The organism is Pararhizobium sp. A13 (genome assembly GCF_040126305.1).
In the GTDB taxonomy this organism is placed as follows: Bacteria; Pseudomonadota; Alphaproteobacteria; order Rhizobiales; family Rhizobiaceae; genus Pararhizobium.
In genome coordinates this window covers 458,642-472,565 of the sequence record NZ_CP149510.1, presented here as the reverse complement: position 1 = coordinate 472,565, position 13,924 = coordinate 458,642, and the positions used below count along the sequence as shown (strand labels likewise).

13 protein-coding genes are annotated in these 13,924 nt (G+C 62.0%); 7 read left to right on the top strand and 6 right to left on the bottom strand.

Features of this window, described 5'->3' with window-relative positions:
* Positions 1 to 11: 11 nt before the first annotated feature.
* Positions 12 to 1,262, bottom strand: coding sequence for an imidazolonepropionase (gene hutI / locus WI754_RS02310; protein WP_349436031.1), 1,251 nt, complete (start codon positions 1,260 to 1,262; stop codon positions 12 to 14).
* Positions 1,263 to 1,362: 100 nt separating this feature from the next.
* Between hutI and WI754_RS02305 the strand changes: the two genes are divergently transcribed.
* On the top strand, positions 1,363 to 2,703 hold the full coding sequence (locus tag WI754_RS02305) for a formimidoylglutamate deiminase (RefSeq protein ID WP_349436030.1): 1,341 nt from the start codon (positions 1,363 to 1,365) through the stop codon (positions 2,701 to 2,703).
* Positions 2,704 to 2,794: 91 nt separating this feature from the next.
* Entirely contained in the window at positions 2,795 to 3,565 is a 771-nt protein-coding gene (gene hutC, locus WI754_RS02300) for a histidine utilization repressor (protein ID WP_349436029.1), read from the top strand.
* A 14-nt stretch (positions 3,566 to 3,579) separates the two neighbouring features.
* On the opposite strand, the gene WI754_RS02295 is transcribed toward hutC, so the two are convergent.
* The 5 genes from WI754_RS02295 to WI754_RS02275 all read right to left on the bottom strand — a co-directional run bounded on the left by WI754_RS02295 (position 3,580) and on the right by WI754_RS02275 (position 8,927).
* Positions 3,580 to 3,720, bottom strand: a complete 141-nt coding sequence (locus WI754_RS02295; protein ID WP_018328078.1) for a hypothetical protein — start codon at positions 3,718 to 3,720, stop codon at positions 3,580 to 3,582.
* Positions 3,721 to 3,875: 155 nt separating this feature from the next.
* Positions 3,876 to 4,448 carry a sarcosine oxidase subunit gamma family protein gene (locus tag WI754_RS02290; protein ID WP_349436028.1) on the bottom strand — a complete coding sequence of 191 codons (573 nt, stop codon included), beginning with the start codon at positions 4,446 to 4,448 and terminating at the stop codon, positions 3,876 to 3,878.
* On the bottom strand, positions 4,441 to 7,398 hold the full coding sequence (locus tag WI754_RS02285) for a sarcosine oxidase subunit alpha family protein (protein WP_349436027.1): 2,958 nt from the start codon (positions 7,396 to 7,398) through the stop codon (positions 4,441 to 4,443). The genes WI754_RS02290 and WI754_RS02285 overlap by 8 nt, the downstream gene beginning before the upstream one ends.
* The gene (locus WI754_RS02280) at positions 7,395 to 7,667 is read right to left on the bottom strand and encodes a sarcosine oxidase subunit delta family protein (protein WP_349436026.1); all 273 of its coding nucleotides are present in this window, start codon (positions 7,665 to 7,667) and stop codon (positions 7,395 to 7,397) included. The genes WI754_RS02285 and WI754_RS02280 overlap by 4 nt, the downstream gene beginning before the upstream one ends.
* Positions 7,668 to 7,676: 9 nt before the next feature.
* Positions 7,677 to 8,927 (bottom strand): sarcosine oxidase subunit beta family protein, encoded by a 1,251-nt coding sequence (locus tag WI754_RS02275; protein WP_349437698.1) that lies wholly within the window; start codon positions 8,925 to 8,927, stop codon positions 7,677 to 7,679.
* Positions 8,928 to 9,017: 90 nt separating this feature from the next.
* Between WI754_RS02275 and WI754_RS02270 the strand changes: the two genes are divergently transcribed.
* The 5 genes from WI754_RS02270 (at position 9,018) to WI754_RS02250 (ending at position 13,860) form a co-directional block, all read left to right on the top strand.
* Complete coding sequence (locus WI754_RS02270) at positions 9,018 to 9,998, top strand: GlxA family transcriptional regulator (RefSeq protein ID WP_349436025.1); 981 nt, start codon at positions 9,018 to 9,020, stop codon at positions 9,996 to 9,998.
* A gap of 78 nt (positions 9,999 to 10,076) precedes the next feature.
* A complete protein-coding gene (locus WI754_RS02265) occupies positions 10,077 to 10,775 on the top strand; it encodes a helix-turn-helix domain-containing protein (RefSeq protein WP_349436024.1) in 699 nt (232 codons plus the stop codon).
* A 110-nt stretch (positions 10,776 to 10,885) separates the two neighbouring features.
* Positions 10,886 to 11,791 carry a glutamine amidotransferase family protein gene (locus tag WI754_RS02260; RefSeq protein ID WP_349436023.1) on the top strand — a complete coding sequence of 302 codons (906 nt, stop codon included), beginning with the start codon at positions 10,886 to 10,888 and terminating at the stop codon, positions 11,789 to 11,791.
* 38 nt (positions 11,792 to 11,829) lie between these two features.
* Positions 11,830 to 12,516 carry a GXGXG domain-containing protein gene (locus tag WI754_RS02255; protein WP_349437697.1) on the top strand — a complete coding sequence of 229 codons (687 nt, stop codon included), beginning with the start codon at positions 11,830 to 11,832 and terminating at the stop codon, positions 12,514 to 12,516.
* A 15-nt stretch (positions 12,517 to 12,531) separates the two neighbouring features.
* Positions 12,532 to 13,860 (top strand): FMN-binding glutamate synthase family protein, encoded by a 1,329-nt coding sequence (locus WI754_RS02250; protein ID WP_112847196.1) that lies wholly within the window; start codon positions 12,532 to 12,534, stop codon positions 13,858 to 13,860.
* Positions 13,861 to 13,924: the final 64 nt, after the last annotated feature.

Sequence of the window (13,924 nt, the reverse complement as noted above, 5' to 3'; positions counted from 1 at the left end):
CGTCTCCAATTTCAATGTCCGTTGCGGACGCGCGCATGCAGCGGGTTAAAGCCCATGCGATAGACGAGTTCAGCGGGCCGCTCGATGTTCCAGATGGCAAAATCGGCCCATTTTCCGGGTTCGAGCGTCCCCACCTCGTCGACGAGCCCGAGTGCGCGTGCTGCCTCCCGCGTCACGCCGGCGATGCATTCGGTGACCGTCATGTCGAACAAGGTCGCCGCCATGTTCATGGTCAGAAGCAGCGAAGTCAGCGGCGAGGTGCCGGGATTGCTGTCGGTGGCGATCGCCATCGCAACGCCGGCCTTGCGGAACAGGTCGATCGGCGGTTTCTTGGTTTCGCGGATGAAATAGAAGGCGCCGGGCAGGATGACGGCGACCGTGCCGCTCTTCGCCATCGCTTGCGCTCCGGCTTCGTCGGTATATTCGAGATGATCGGCCGAAAGAGCGCCATATTCGGCGGCAAGGGCTGCGCCGTGAAGGTTTGACAGCTGGTCGGCATGCAGCTTGACCGGCAGGCCATGCGCCTTCGCCGCATCGAAAACCAGCCGCATTTCGTCCGTCGAAAACGCGATGCCCTCGCAAAAGCCGTCGATCGCGTCGGCCAGTCCTTCGGCGGCGATCGCGGGCAGCATTTCGTCGGCGACCTTGGCGATATAACCGGCCTTGTCGCCCTTGAATTCCGGCGGCAGCGCATGGGCGCCGAGGAAGGTGGTGCGGATCGCCACGTCGCGTTCTTCGCCAAGGCGGCGCGCGGCGCGCAGGGCCTTCGCTTCGTTTTCGAGGTCAAGCCCGTAGCCGGATTTGACTTCGACGGTGGTCACGCCTTCAGCCATCAGGGCATCCAGGCGAGGAAGGGTCTGGCGTACAAGCTCGTCTTCGCTGGCTTCGCGCAGCGCACGGACCGACGAGACGATGCCGCCTCCGGCACGCGCGACCTCTTCATAGGTTGCCCCGGCAAGGCGCATCTCGAATTCGTTGGCGCGGTCTCCGGCATGAATGAGATGCGTGTGGCAGTCGATCAGGCCGGGCGTGATCCAGCGGCCGCCGCAATCGATCACCTCGCCGGCATTTTCAATGGAGAAAGGCAGATCTGCTTCGCTGCCGGCATAGACGATGCGCCCGTCCTCAACCGCGATGACGCCGTTCTCGACAAGGCCGAGACCCGGCAAGGCCGGGTTCAAGGTTGCGAGCCGCGCGTTTCGCCAAAGGCGATCGCAGGCGGTTGGCCGAGATCCGTCTGGTGTCGATTTTATGGAAGACATCGTTTTCTAGCCTTTCCTTTTCGTGCTATTATGTATAGACATAAAGAAAATGAGCGCAAGTGGTTTTTTGATTTTATCGAAAACGGGAGAGGGTTCGGCCTTGGACAGCATTCATGTGAAATCGGCCTTGTTGCCGGCAGGGTGGCAGAAGGATGCGCGGATATCGTTCGATGGCGGGCGGATTGCTTCGGTCGAAACCGGAGTGGCGGCGCAGGCGGGTGATGAGTGCCACCATATACTCGTGTCCGGCATGCCGAACCTGCATAGCCACGCATTCCAGCGCGGCATGGCGGGGCTTGCGGAAACGCGTGGGCCCGGCGCCGACAGTTTCTGGAGCTGGCGCAATGTGATGTATCGCTTCGCCCTGTCGATGACGCCGGATCATGTCGAGGCCGTTGCCAGCCAGCTCTATATGGAAATGTTGGAAGCTGGCTTTTCCCGCGTCGGCGAATTCCACTATCTCCATCACGATATCGACGGCAGGCCTTATGCCGACATCGCCGAGATGGCGCAGCGCCTTGCAGCAGCGGCCTCGCAGACAGGCATCGGCCTGACGCTGCTCCCGGTGTTCTATGCGCATTCGACCTTCGGCGGCGCCGCGCCGAATGAGGGGCAGCGGCGCTTCATCAACACGGTCGAGAGCTTCGAGCGGCTGCTCGACGGCTGCCATCTGGCAGTCAAGGGGTTGCCGGATGGACGCGTTGGCGTGGCGCCGCATAGCTTGCGGGCGGTGACGCCGGAAGAATTGACGGCCGTCGTTGCGATGGCCAAGCAAGGCCCGATCCATATCCATGTGGCCGAGCAGGTCAAGGAAGTGGAGGATTGCATCGCATGGTCCGGTGCGCGGCCGGTCGAATGGCTGCTCGATAATGCCGGCCTTGATGGCCGCTGGTGCCTGATCCATGCGACGCATATGACGGACGACGAAACCCGGCGCATGGCGCAAAGCAAGGCGATTGCCGGCCTTTGCCCGATCACCGAGGCCAATCTTGGCGACGGCACGTTCAACGCGGTCGTCTTCGGCGAAGCGGGCGGAAAATTCGGTATTGGCTCGGATTCCAATGTCCTGATCGGTCTTCCCGACGAGCTTCGGCAGTTGGAATATTCGCAGCGCCTGTTGCATCGCTCGCGCAACGTTCTGGCGGTGCCTGGTCAATCGACCGGTCGTGCTCTGTTCGACGGCGCGGTTGACGGCGGCGGTATCGCACTGGCATCGAAGTCGGGGATTGCCGCCGGCAACCCGGCGGATTTCGTCAGCGTGGCGGTGCCGGATGGCGGTCTGGCCGATGACGCGGTTCTCGATTCCTGGCTCTTTGCCAATGGAACGAAACCTGACAGCGTCTGGGTCGCTGGCCGCAAGCAGGTCGAAGGCGGGCGTCATCATCGACGCGACGAGATATCGTCCCGGTTCCGCAAGGTGATGAACGATCTTTTGGCGTGATGGATTTGGTTCGGCGTCGCTTCTTTTGAGGGCAAGCGGCGTTGAAGAATTTCTGCTAGGACCAATCTGGTTTGATGAAAGTGAGTGCGTTTTGAAATCGCAGGGTGAGGCAGATCTGGAGGCAGAAACGCCGTTTGCCGACGTGGCAAGCGACCTGTCGCTGCATCAGCGCATTCTCGGCGACATCGAGGATCGTATCCTTTCCGGTGAATGGCAGCCGGGCTTTCGCATTCCGTTCGAGGTCGATCTTGCCGAGCAGTACAAATGCTCGCGGATGACTGTCAACAAAGCGCTGACGCAACTGGCGAAAACGGGGCTGATCGAGCGTCGCCGGAAATCCGGCAGCTATGTAACACAGCCGCGCGCCCAGTCGGCGGTGCTTGAAATCCGGGACATTAAGCTCGAAGTGCAATCGCTCGGCCTTGCCTATGACTACAGGCTGATCGCAAAGACGCGGCGCCGGAGCAATGCCGAAGATCGGTCAAGGCTCGGCCTCGACGCGGCAGCAACCATTCTGGATGTGACCTGCACGCATCTTGCCGGCAACCGGCCGTTTTGCGTCGAACAGCGCCTGATCAATCTGGCGGCTGTGCCGGACGCGGCGGCGGAGAGTTTCGAAGAGGTAGCGCCTGGCCCCTGGCTCTTGAACCGGGTGCCGTGGAGTGCAGCTGAACATACGATACGGGCGGTGGCGGCGGATGAACCCGTCGCCGCCGCCCTTGGTATTGCCGTTGGAACCGCCTGCCTTACGGTGGAACGGCGCACCTGGAGCAATGGTTCCTACATCACCCATGTGCGCCTGATCTATCCGGGCGAGCGGCATTCACTGGTTGCCAATTTCACGCCGTCGCAGCCGAAGTGACGGCAAGTTGCCGATTATTTCTTCGGCTTGGCGCCGGATAGTTTGGGAACTTCCTTCGTGAGGGTTGCACTGAAGGGTGTCGCTGCCTTGGCCGCAACCTTGTCCTTCTTCGGTTTCCTGACTTCCTTGTTGCTTTTTGCTTGTCCCTTGGCCATGGCGTGTCTTCCTCGTGCGAAAAATGAACCGTCCGCGCGCGTGATGCCGTTGCAAACAGAGGCACCGAGCGCGGCGGATATTCCGACCATGAACGATGCTGTGGTTCGAGACAATCGGAAAATTTGAAAGGAATTGGCGGGACGAAAGCAGCCAATCAATCCGCCGTTTTTGCGTCCACGCCAAATTCGAGGCTCATCTGGACGAGTTCGTCCCACAGGCTTTCGGCGAAGCCGCGCAAGACCATGAGTTCGAAGCTATCCACACCGGTTCGCGTGATCAGCGCCGAGATGTGGCCGATCAGGGTCATGGTCGAATGGCCGATGGCGAAGCTCGCCCGATCGAGATCGACTGCCGTGCCCTTGGCGAGGACGGCTTCGGTGGATGCTCCGCTGATGCCGATCCGGACGCGACCGTGGCTTTGATCTGCAATGGAACCCTTGCTTGCGAGGAGCGCGGCCTTGCCGGAGATATCTGCGACGGAAAGAGCCGCATCGCCGACGACGAACCATTGCCCGGCCCCATAGGCGCGGACCGCATAAGGACCGCCATCGCCAATCTGCGCGACCAGGCTTTGGAGATCGCCACTTCCATGCGCTGCGAGTACGTGCAGCACGTGACCCTCGGGGAGGGCAGTAAGCGCGATCCTTGAGCCCGTTGAAGTGGCACCGAACAAGCCGGTCTTTGCACCCGTAAGGGCAGAGCGGTGGAGGAGGGCGAAATCAACCATGGAGCTTTCCGTTTTCCGGATCGAAGAAGACAGGGCTGCAGAGCACGGCCTTGGTGTATTCGTTTTTCAGGTCGTTCCAGACCGTGACGTGCTCGCCATGCCGCTTCGGTCCATGCTTGACCAGCGCCAGCCCGATGGTCGAGCCGAGATTGGGAGAATAGCAGCTGGAGGTCACGTAACCCTGGTCATTTTCCAGTGACGGCGTGGCGCCGTCGACAAGGACGTGCGAGCCAGTCTTGAAGGTCGTTGCCGGGTCGAGTGGCCTGACGCCAACCAGCGACAGTCGGTCGTCCGCCAGCATTCCTTCGCGCGACAGCATCGCCCTGCCGATGAAATCGGGCTTCGTCGTCGACACCATCTTTGCAAAGCCGAGGTCGGCGGGAATGACGGTGCCGTTGATCTCGGAATGGGTGACATGGCCCTTCTCGATGCGCATGACGCCAAGGGCTTCGACGCCATAGGGGCAGATGTCGTGCGGGGTGCCCGCGGCCATGATCGCATCTGCCACGGCTTCGCCGTAGCCGGCGGGGACTGCCAGCTCATAGGCCAGTTCGCCGGAGAAGGAGATGCGGAACAGCCGGCCAGTCAGCTTGCCAGCGAAAAGCGAGACTTCCTTGGCGCCGAGGAACGGGAAGGCCGCGTCGGACATATCGTCGTCGACCAGCGCCTGCAGGATGGTTCGCGACTTCGGCCCGGCGACGGCAATCTGCGCCCACTGGTCCGTGGAGGAGGCGAACTGCACGTCGAGGTCGGCCCAGAGCGCCTGGGCGCAGAACTCCAGATGGTTCATCACGCCGGCGGCATAGGCCGTGGTCGTCGTCATGAAGAAATGGCTTTCGCTGAGCCGGCTCGTCGTGCCGTCGTCATAGATCATGCCGTCTTCGCGCAGCATCAGGCCGTAGCGCGCCTTGCCGACCGGCAGTTTCAGGAAGGCGTTGCAGTAGATGCGGTTGAGGAATTCCGCGGCGTCCTTGCCGAAGATCTCGATCTTGCCGAGCGTCGAGACATCGCAGATCCCGGCGTTCTTGCGCACGTTCAGCACTTCGCGATCGACGCTTTCGCGCCATGTCGTTTCGCCCGGCTTCGGGAACCATGAGGAGCGATACCAGAGGCCGGTTTCGACGAAGACGGCGCCGTTCTTCTTTGCCCAGTCGTGCAGCGGCGATTTGCGCACCGGCTGGAAATGCTTGCCCTTGGAAGCGCCGGTCAATGCGCCGAAAGAGAGCGGTGTATAGAAGGGACGGAAGGTCGTCGTGCCGACATCGGCCGGCGAGACCTTGCGGGCCTCGGCGAGAATGCCGATGGCGTTGATGTTCGACAGCTTGCCCTGATCGGTCGCCATGCCGTTGGTGGTGTAGCGCTTGGCAAGCTCGACATGGCCGTAGCCCTCGCTGACGGCAAGCCCGAGGTCCTTCAGATGCACGTCGTTCTGGTAGTCGACGAAGGCCTTGCCTTTTGCGCCGCGCACATACCAGAGCGACTTGGCGATGGTCACGGTGTCGGTTGCGGCGACGAAGGCAGGGGCGGCATTGGAAAAGCCGAGTGCTCGCAGCGCGCGTGCGGCTTTCTCGCCACCATCGGCAAGGCAGGCTTCCTTTGCGCCGAGACCCGCTGCCGAACCGGCGATGCTCAGGCCGGCCTGCGTTTCCGGCGCGAGAAAGGCGGCCTTTGCGTCCGACCATACTGGTTTTGCGCCGCGGTGGCAGGCGAGATGGATGATCGGGCTCCAGCCACCGGACATGGCAAGAGCATCGGCGTTGATCGTGACCGGCGCGCCATCTTTGACGAAGGTGACGCTGGCGAGGGCCTTGCCGCCCTTGGCGTCCTGCACCATGGCGCCTGGGAAGACGGGTGCGCGGCCGCTCCAGGACGAAGCGCCGCTGGCGCGGGCGTCGACAATCGCTGCGACGTCAACCCCTGCGGCTTCCAAATCGGCCGCCGTCCTGTAGCCGGATTCGTCGTTGGTGAAAATAACGGTACTCTTGCCGGGCGCGATGGCTTGCCGGTTGAGATAGGAGCGCATGGCGCTTGCCATCATGACGCCCGGAATGTCGTTGCCGCCGAAGACCAGCGGTCGTTCTTCCGCGCCAGACGCGAGGATCGCGTGTTTGGCGGCAATACGCCACAGGCGCTCTACCGGTCGGTTCGGGTCGATGGCGGCCGTATTTTTCTGCACGCTCTCGACTGCGCCGAAGACATTGCCGTCATACCAGCCGAAGACGGTGGTACGGGAGAAGATGCGCACATTGGGAAGGCTGATCAGTTCGCCAAGCGTTTCCTTAAGGAGGTCGGCCGCGGCTTTCTCGCCGATTGCCGCGGTCTCCGCGAGAAGCGAGCCGCCCGGCTCAAAACCTTCATCGGCGAGGATGACGCGCGCGCCTGCCCGGCCGGCGGTGAGCGCTGCTGCAAGGCCGGTCGGGCCTGCGCCGATCACCAGCAGGTCGCAATGCGCCCAGCATTTCTCGTAGGTGTCCGGATCGGGCTCGTAGGTCGCGCGGCCGAGACCGGCTGCCTTGCGGATGATCGGCTCATAGACCTTCTCCCAGAAGGCCGCGGGCCACATGAAGGTCTTGTAGTAGAAGCCGGCACCCAGGAAGGGCGAGAGCAGGCTGTTGACGGCGCCGAGGTCGAAGTCGACGGAAGGCCAGCGGTTCTGGCTTTTTGCGGTGAGGCCGCTGTAAAGCTCGACCAGCGTAGCCCGCGTATTGGCCTCGGTGCGTCCGCCTTCGCCAATCGTGACAAGGGCATTGGGTTCCGCCGCCCCCGCCGTCAGGATGCCGCGCGGGCGATGATACTTAAAACTGCGGCCGACAAGCTGACGGCCGTTGGCAAGCAGGGCGGAGGCGAGTGTATCGCCAGCAAAGCCCTGCATGGGCTTGCCGTCGAAGGTGAAATCCAGGGGCTTGGAGCGGTCGATGCGGCCGCCCTTGGAGAGACGGGAGGAACTCATGCGGTTTCTCCCTGCGCGGCAGCGTCCGATGCGGCATAGACCGCATGGGTCACGGTATCGCGCTCCACCACCAGCCAGCGGCGGCAGCCGGATGTGTGATGCCAATATTCCTTGTGGCGGCCGCGCGGGTTGTCGCGCAGATAGACGTAGGAATACCAGGCATCCTTGCTGGCGTCGGCTGCCGGGCGGGCGATTGCGGCGTCACCCTTGACGGTGAATTCTTCCTTGGGGCGCGGCCCGCAATGGGGGCAGGCGATCAGGCTGGCCATATAAAGTCCTCAATGCAGATTGGGTTGCGAGCCGACGCCCTTTTCATCGATCATCCGGCCGCGCGCGAAGCGGTCGAGCCGGAAGGCCGTTGCCGTTTCGTGCGGTTCGTTTCTGGCGATCAGATGGGCGTAGCAGAAGCCGGAAGCGGGCGTTGCCTTGAAGCCGCCGTAACACCAGCCGGCGTTCAGATAGAGATTGTCGATATGGGTGCGGTCGATGATCGGTGAGCCGTCCATGCTCATATCCATCACGCCGCCCCAGGAGCGGAGCACCCGAACACGCGACAGCGCCGGGATCATCGCGACGCCGGCCTCGGCGACATGCTCGACCGTCGCCAGATTGCCGCGCTGGGCATAGGAATTGTAGCCGTCGATATCGCCGCCGAAGACGAGGCCGCCCTTGTCCGACTGCGAGACGTAGAAATGGCCGGCGCCGAAGGTGACGACATTGTCGATGAACGGCTTCAATCCTTCCGAGACAAAAGCCTGCAGCACATGGCTTTCGATCGGCAGCCTCATGTCCACCATATCGGCAACGACGGTGGAATTGCCCGCTGCCGCCAGCGCCAGCTTGCCGCAGCCGATGAAACCCTGGCTGGTCTCGACGCCCAGGACCCGGCCGTTTTCGCGGCGGATGCCGGTGACTTCGCAATTCTGGATGATATCGACACCGCGACTGTCGGCGCCACGGGCATAGCCCCAGGCAACCGCGTCATGCCGCACGGTGCCGCCGCGTTTCTGCATCAGCGCTCCTTGAATCGGGAAGCGGGCATTGTCGAAATCGAGGAAGGGCAGCATCTGCCGCACCGTGTTGCGGTCGAGCAGGTCGGCATCGACGCCGTGCAGGCGCATAGCATTGCCGCGGCGTGTATAGGCGTCGCGCTGGGCGTCGGAATGATAGAGGTTGAGCACGCCGCGCTGCGAGACCATGGCGTTGAAGTTGAAGTCCTGCTCCAGCCCCTCCCAGAGCTTCATCGACAGTTCGTAGAACGGGTTGTTGCCCTGCAAGAGATAGTTGGAGCGGATGATCGTCGTGTTGCGGCCGACATTGCCGGAGCCGACATAGCCTTTTTCCAGAACCGCGACATTGGTGATGCCGAATTCCTTGGCGAGATAGTAGGCGGTCGAAAGGCCGTGACCGCCACCCCCGACGATAACCACATCGTAGTGATTTTTCGGAACCGGGCTGCGCCATGCAGGTTGCCAGCTTTTATTGCCGCGCAGGGCATTCAGAAAAACGGAAAAGGCGGAGTAGCGCATGATCGATTCACCGTGGGAGCTGACGGCGATCATGACAGGATTGATTTTCATCACTTGCAGAAAAGAGACGCATCGCGTCATAAATAGGACATGGCGGCAGAAGACCTCAAAAACGTGCAGAAGATCGGATTTATCCTTGTCCCGGGGTTTGCTCTGATGTCCTATGCGTCGGCGATCGAGCCGCTGCGCGCCGCCAATCTTCTGGCTGGCAAAGAAATCTACAACCTGTCGGCTCACGCGCCGGATGGCGACATGGCGCTATCGTCGTCGGGCATTCCCGTGCCTTCACAGCCGCTGCCCAGACGCGGTTCCGGCCTGCACACCGTCTTCGTCTGTGCCGGTGGATCGCCAGTCGATTGGAACGTGCCGGCGGTTCTCGCCTGTCTGCGCCAATTGGCGCGGGACGGCGTTCGCATCGGCGGCATTTCCGGCGGACCCTATCTGATGGCGGCTGCGGGCCTGCTGAGCGATCGTGACTTTACCGTTCACTGGGAGCACGCGCCGGCCCTGATGGAGGCTTTTCCGGATCTCGCCCCGCGCCAGGCCCGTTATGTTCTCGACGGCAATCGCATTACTTGCGGCGGTGGCGTCGCGCCGCTCGACATGATGCATGCCCTGATCGCCGAGCGCATGGGGTCGGATTTCGCCCGCCGGGTCAGCGACTGGTATCTGCACACCCATGTGGAGGCTTCCAGTGCGCCGCAGCGCGCGTCGATGGCCGAGCGCTACGGTGTCAACCACCCCGGCCTGCTCACCGTTCTCGAGAAGATGGAAGCAACGATCGAGGCGCCGCTCGACCGCCGGGCTATGGCCGCTTTGGCCGGAATGTCGCCGCGTCATCTGGACCGGCTGTTCTCACGCCTCATGCAGTCGTCTTTCCTGGCGGAATATCGCAAGCTCAGGCTCAACCATGCGCGGCGACTGCTTCTGCAAAGCCCGCTTTCCATTTCCGAAATTGCCTTTGCCACCGGCTTTTCCAGCGCGGGGCATTTCTCACGCAGCTACCGAGAGGCTTTCGGAGAGGCGCCGCACCAGGGGCGGCAATCCGCCCCTGGTGCGCCAGCGAATTAATTTCTTCTCGGTTGAGAAAATTTCACTCTCAGGATAGGCTTCTTTTCCGAAGCGAGTATTGAGGCAGGGCAAGCGAGCATGGCGAAAAAATCAGCTGAAATCGATATTGGCCGGACGACGGATGACGAGCGGCCGGCGCTGAAGGCTGCTTTCTCTCAGGATCCGCATGCGCTGCGCGAGCCGAAGGAGAACAACCTCGAGATCGCCATCGGCCATGAAGTCCGGGCCTTCCGCAAGAAGCTCGGCATCACCGTCACCGACCTTGCCACCGCGACCGGCATCTCGCTCGGCATGCTGTCAAAGATCGAGAACGGCAATATCTCCCCGTCGCTGACGACGCTGCAATCCCTTTCACGGGCGCTTGGCGTTCCTGTCACGGCCTTCTTCCGCCGCTACGAAGAGCCGCGCAATGCCGTTTTCGTCAAGGCGGGCGAGGGGGTGGAGCTTGAGCGGCGCGGCACGCGCGCCGGGCATCAATACAATCTGCTCGGCCACATCGACAACAATACCGCTGGCGTGATCGTCGAGCCTTACCTGATCACGCTGACTGCAGATTCCGATACGTTCCCGGCCTTTCAACACGAGGGCATGGAGTTTCTCTATATGCTGGAGGGCGAAGTCGTGTACCGCCACAGTGACCGGCTCTTCACCATGCAGCCGGGTGACAGCCTGTTTTTCGACGCCGACGCGCGCCATGGACCGGAGCAACTGGTTAAACTGCCGATTCGCTATCTCTCGATCATCTCCTATCCACAGACGCGGGGCACGATCTCCTGACGCTGCAGTGCACAAATATTGCCTTAAAAGAAAAAAACTTTCTTCTCAGTTGAAATTCGAAACGGCAACTGCTATCCATCTTTTCAGCAACGAAACGAAGGATCGTCCCCATGTGCGGAATTGTCGGATTGTTTTTGAAGGACAAGTCACTGGAGCCCAAATTGGGCGCCATGCTGTCCGATATGCTGGTCATCATGACCGACCGCGGCCCCGATAGCGCCGGCATCGCAATCTATGGGGCACCTTCGGATGGCCGGGCAAAAATCACCGTTCAATCGGCGAAGCCGGCGACCGATTTCGCAGGGCTTGAAGCTCTCCTGAAGCCCGTTGACGCCAGCGTCACCGTGGAGCTGAAAAGCACGCATGCGGTGATCGAGGCGGATGCCATGCAGGCTGCAGCCTTGCGGGGACTGCTCGCTCAGGAGCGGCCGGACGTGCGGGTCATGGGCTCGGGCGACAGCGTCGAGATCTACAAGGAAGTCGGCTTGCCGAAGGATGTGGTTGCCCGTTTCGGCATTCGCGAGATGGGTGGCACGCATGGGATCGGCCATACGCGCATGGCAACGGAATCCGCCGTCACTACCCTTGGCGCGCATCCATTCTCAACCGGTGCCGACCAGTGCCTAGTGCACAATGGCTCGCTGTCCAATCACAACAACCTGCGCCGCGAACTGGTTCGCGAAGGCATGACCTTCGAGACACAGAACGATTCGGAGGTCGCCGCCGCCTATCTCACCGCCGAGATGGCCAAGGGCAAGGATCTGGGGCAGGCGCTGACCAGCGCGCTCGACGACCTTGACGGTTTCTTTACCTTCGTTGTCGGCACCAAATCCGGTTTCGGCGTGGTGCGTGATCCGATCGCCTGCAAGCCTGCGGTCATGGCCGAAACCGATCAATACATCGCCTTCGGTTCCGAATACCGCGCGCTCGTCAACCTGCCGGGCATCGAAGACGCGCGTGTCTGGGAGCCGGAGCCCGCCACCGTCTATTTCTGGGATCATGAGAAGGCAGCTTAATCGTGGATATCAGCGTAAACCGAGAAAGTCTGGAAGCGATGCGAGTGTTCGACCTTGCTACCACGCCGCTGCGCGAGTTGAACAGTGCGCTGCACGCGATCGCTCCCGGCACGAATGACACGAACTTCGAAGTCGTCAACCCGCGTGGCAGCCATGCGGTGGCTGTCGGGATCGACCAGCCGGTCAGCGTCGAGGTGCGCGGCAGCGTCGGATACTACTGCGCCGGCATGAATGACGGCGGCACGGTAACCGTTCACGGCTCTGCCGGCCCCGGTGTCGCTGAAAACATGATGTCCGGAACCGTTGTCATCGAAGGCGATGCCAGCCAATATGCGGGCGCGACGGGCCGCGGCGGCCTGCTGGTCATCAAGGGCAATGCCGCCTCGCGCTGCGGCATCTCGATGAAGGGCATCGATATCGTCGTGCATGGCAATATCGGCCATATGTCGGCCTTCATGGGTCAGTCGGGCCATCTGGTGGTTCTCGGCGATGCCGGTGATGCGCTTGGTGATTCGCTCTACGAGGCCAAACTTTTCGTGCGTGGCGAGGTCAAGAGCCTCGGCGCCGACTGCATCGAGAAGGAGCTGCGGTCCGAACATCTGGAGAAGCTTGCCGAACTGCTCGAAAAGGCTGGTGTCACCGATGTGAGGCCGGCGGAATTCAAGCGCTACGGTTCGGCCCGAAAACTCTACAATTTCAACATCGATAACGCCGAAGCGTACTAAGGCAGGGACATAGAGATGAGCTATCACAACCCTTATACCCCGCCGCGCAAGTCAGCGACATTCGACGACTATACGCTGGCTGAAATCCGCCGGGCTGCGGCGACAGGTATTTACGACATTCGCGGCGCCGGCACCAAGCGCAAGGTTCCGCATTTCGACGATCTGCTGTTTTTGGGCGCCTCGATCTCGCGTTATCCGCTCGAAGGTTATCGCGAAAAATGCGACACGACCGTCGTTCTCGGTTCGCGCTTCGCCAAGAAGCCGATCACGCTGAAGACGCCGATCACCATTGCCGGCATGAGCTTCGGCGCACTGTCCGGCAATGCCAAGGAAGCGCTCGGGCGCGGCGCGACGATCGCCGGCACCTCGACCACCACCGGCGACGGCGGCATGACGGACGAGGAGCGCGGCCACAGCCAGACCCTCGTCTATCAGTATCTTCCCTCGCGCTATGGCATGAACCCGAAGGACTTGCGCCGCGCCGATGCGATCGAAGTCGTGGTTGGCCAGGGGGCCAAGCCCGGCGGCGGCGGCATGCTGCTCGGCCAGAAGATTTCCGACCGCGTCGCCAATATGCGCAACCTGCCGAAGGGCATCGACCAGCGCTCGGCCTGCCGTCACCCCGACTGGACCGGTCCGGACGATCTGGAAATCAAGATCCTCGAACTGCGCGAAATCACCGACTGGGAAAAGCCGATCTACGTGAAGGTCGGCGGCGCACGGCCCTATTACGACACGGCTCTTGCCGTCAAAGCCGGCGCCGACGTGGTCGTGCTCGACGGCATGCAGGGCGGCACGGCGGCAACGCAGGACGTCTTCATCGAAAATGTCGGCATGCCGACGCTCGCCTGCATCCGCCCTGCCGTCCAGGCGCTGCAGGACCTCGGCATGCACCGCAAAGTGCAACTGATCATCTCGGGCGGGGTGCGCTCGGGCGCCGACGTTGCCAAGGCGCTGGCGCTTGGTGCCGATGCGGTTGCTATCGGCACGGCGGCGCTCGTTGCCATCGGCGACAACGATCCGCATTGGGAAGAGGAATATCAGAAGCTCGGGACCACGGCCGGCGCCTATGACGACTGGCATGAAGGCAAGGACCCGGCCGGCATCACGACGCAGGACCCGGAACTCATGAAGCGCCTCGATCCGATCGCGGCCGGCCGCCGTCTTGCCAACTACCTCAAGGTGATGACGCTGGAAGCGCAGACCATCGCGCGCGCCTGCGGCAAGAACCACCTGCACAATCTGGAACCGGAGGATCTGGTCGCGCTGACGCTCGAGGCATCCGCCATGGCGCAGGTGCCGCTTGCCGGCACGAGCTGGATCCCGGGCAAGGGAGGGTTCTGACCCTCAAACCACATACGGTCGTCGTCTGATCTCCCAAGACTTGATGTTTAAAATCAGGCGGCGG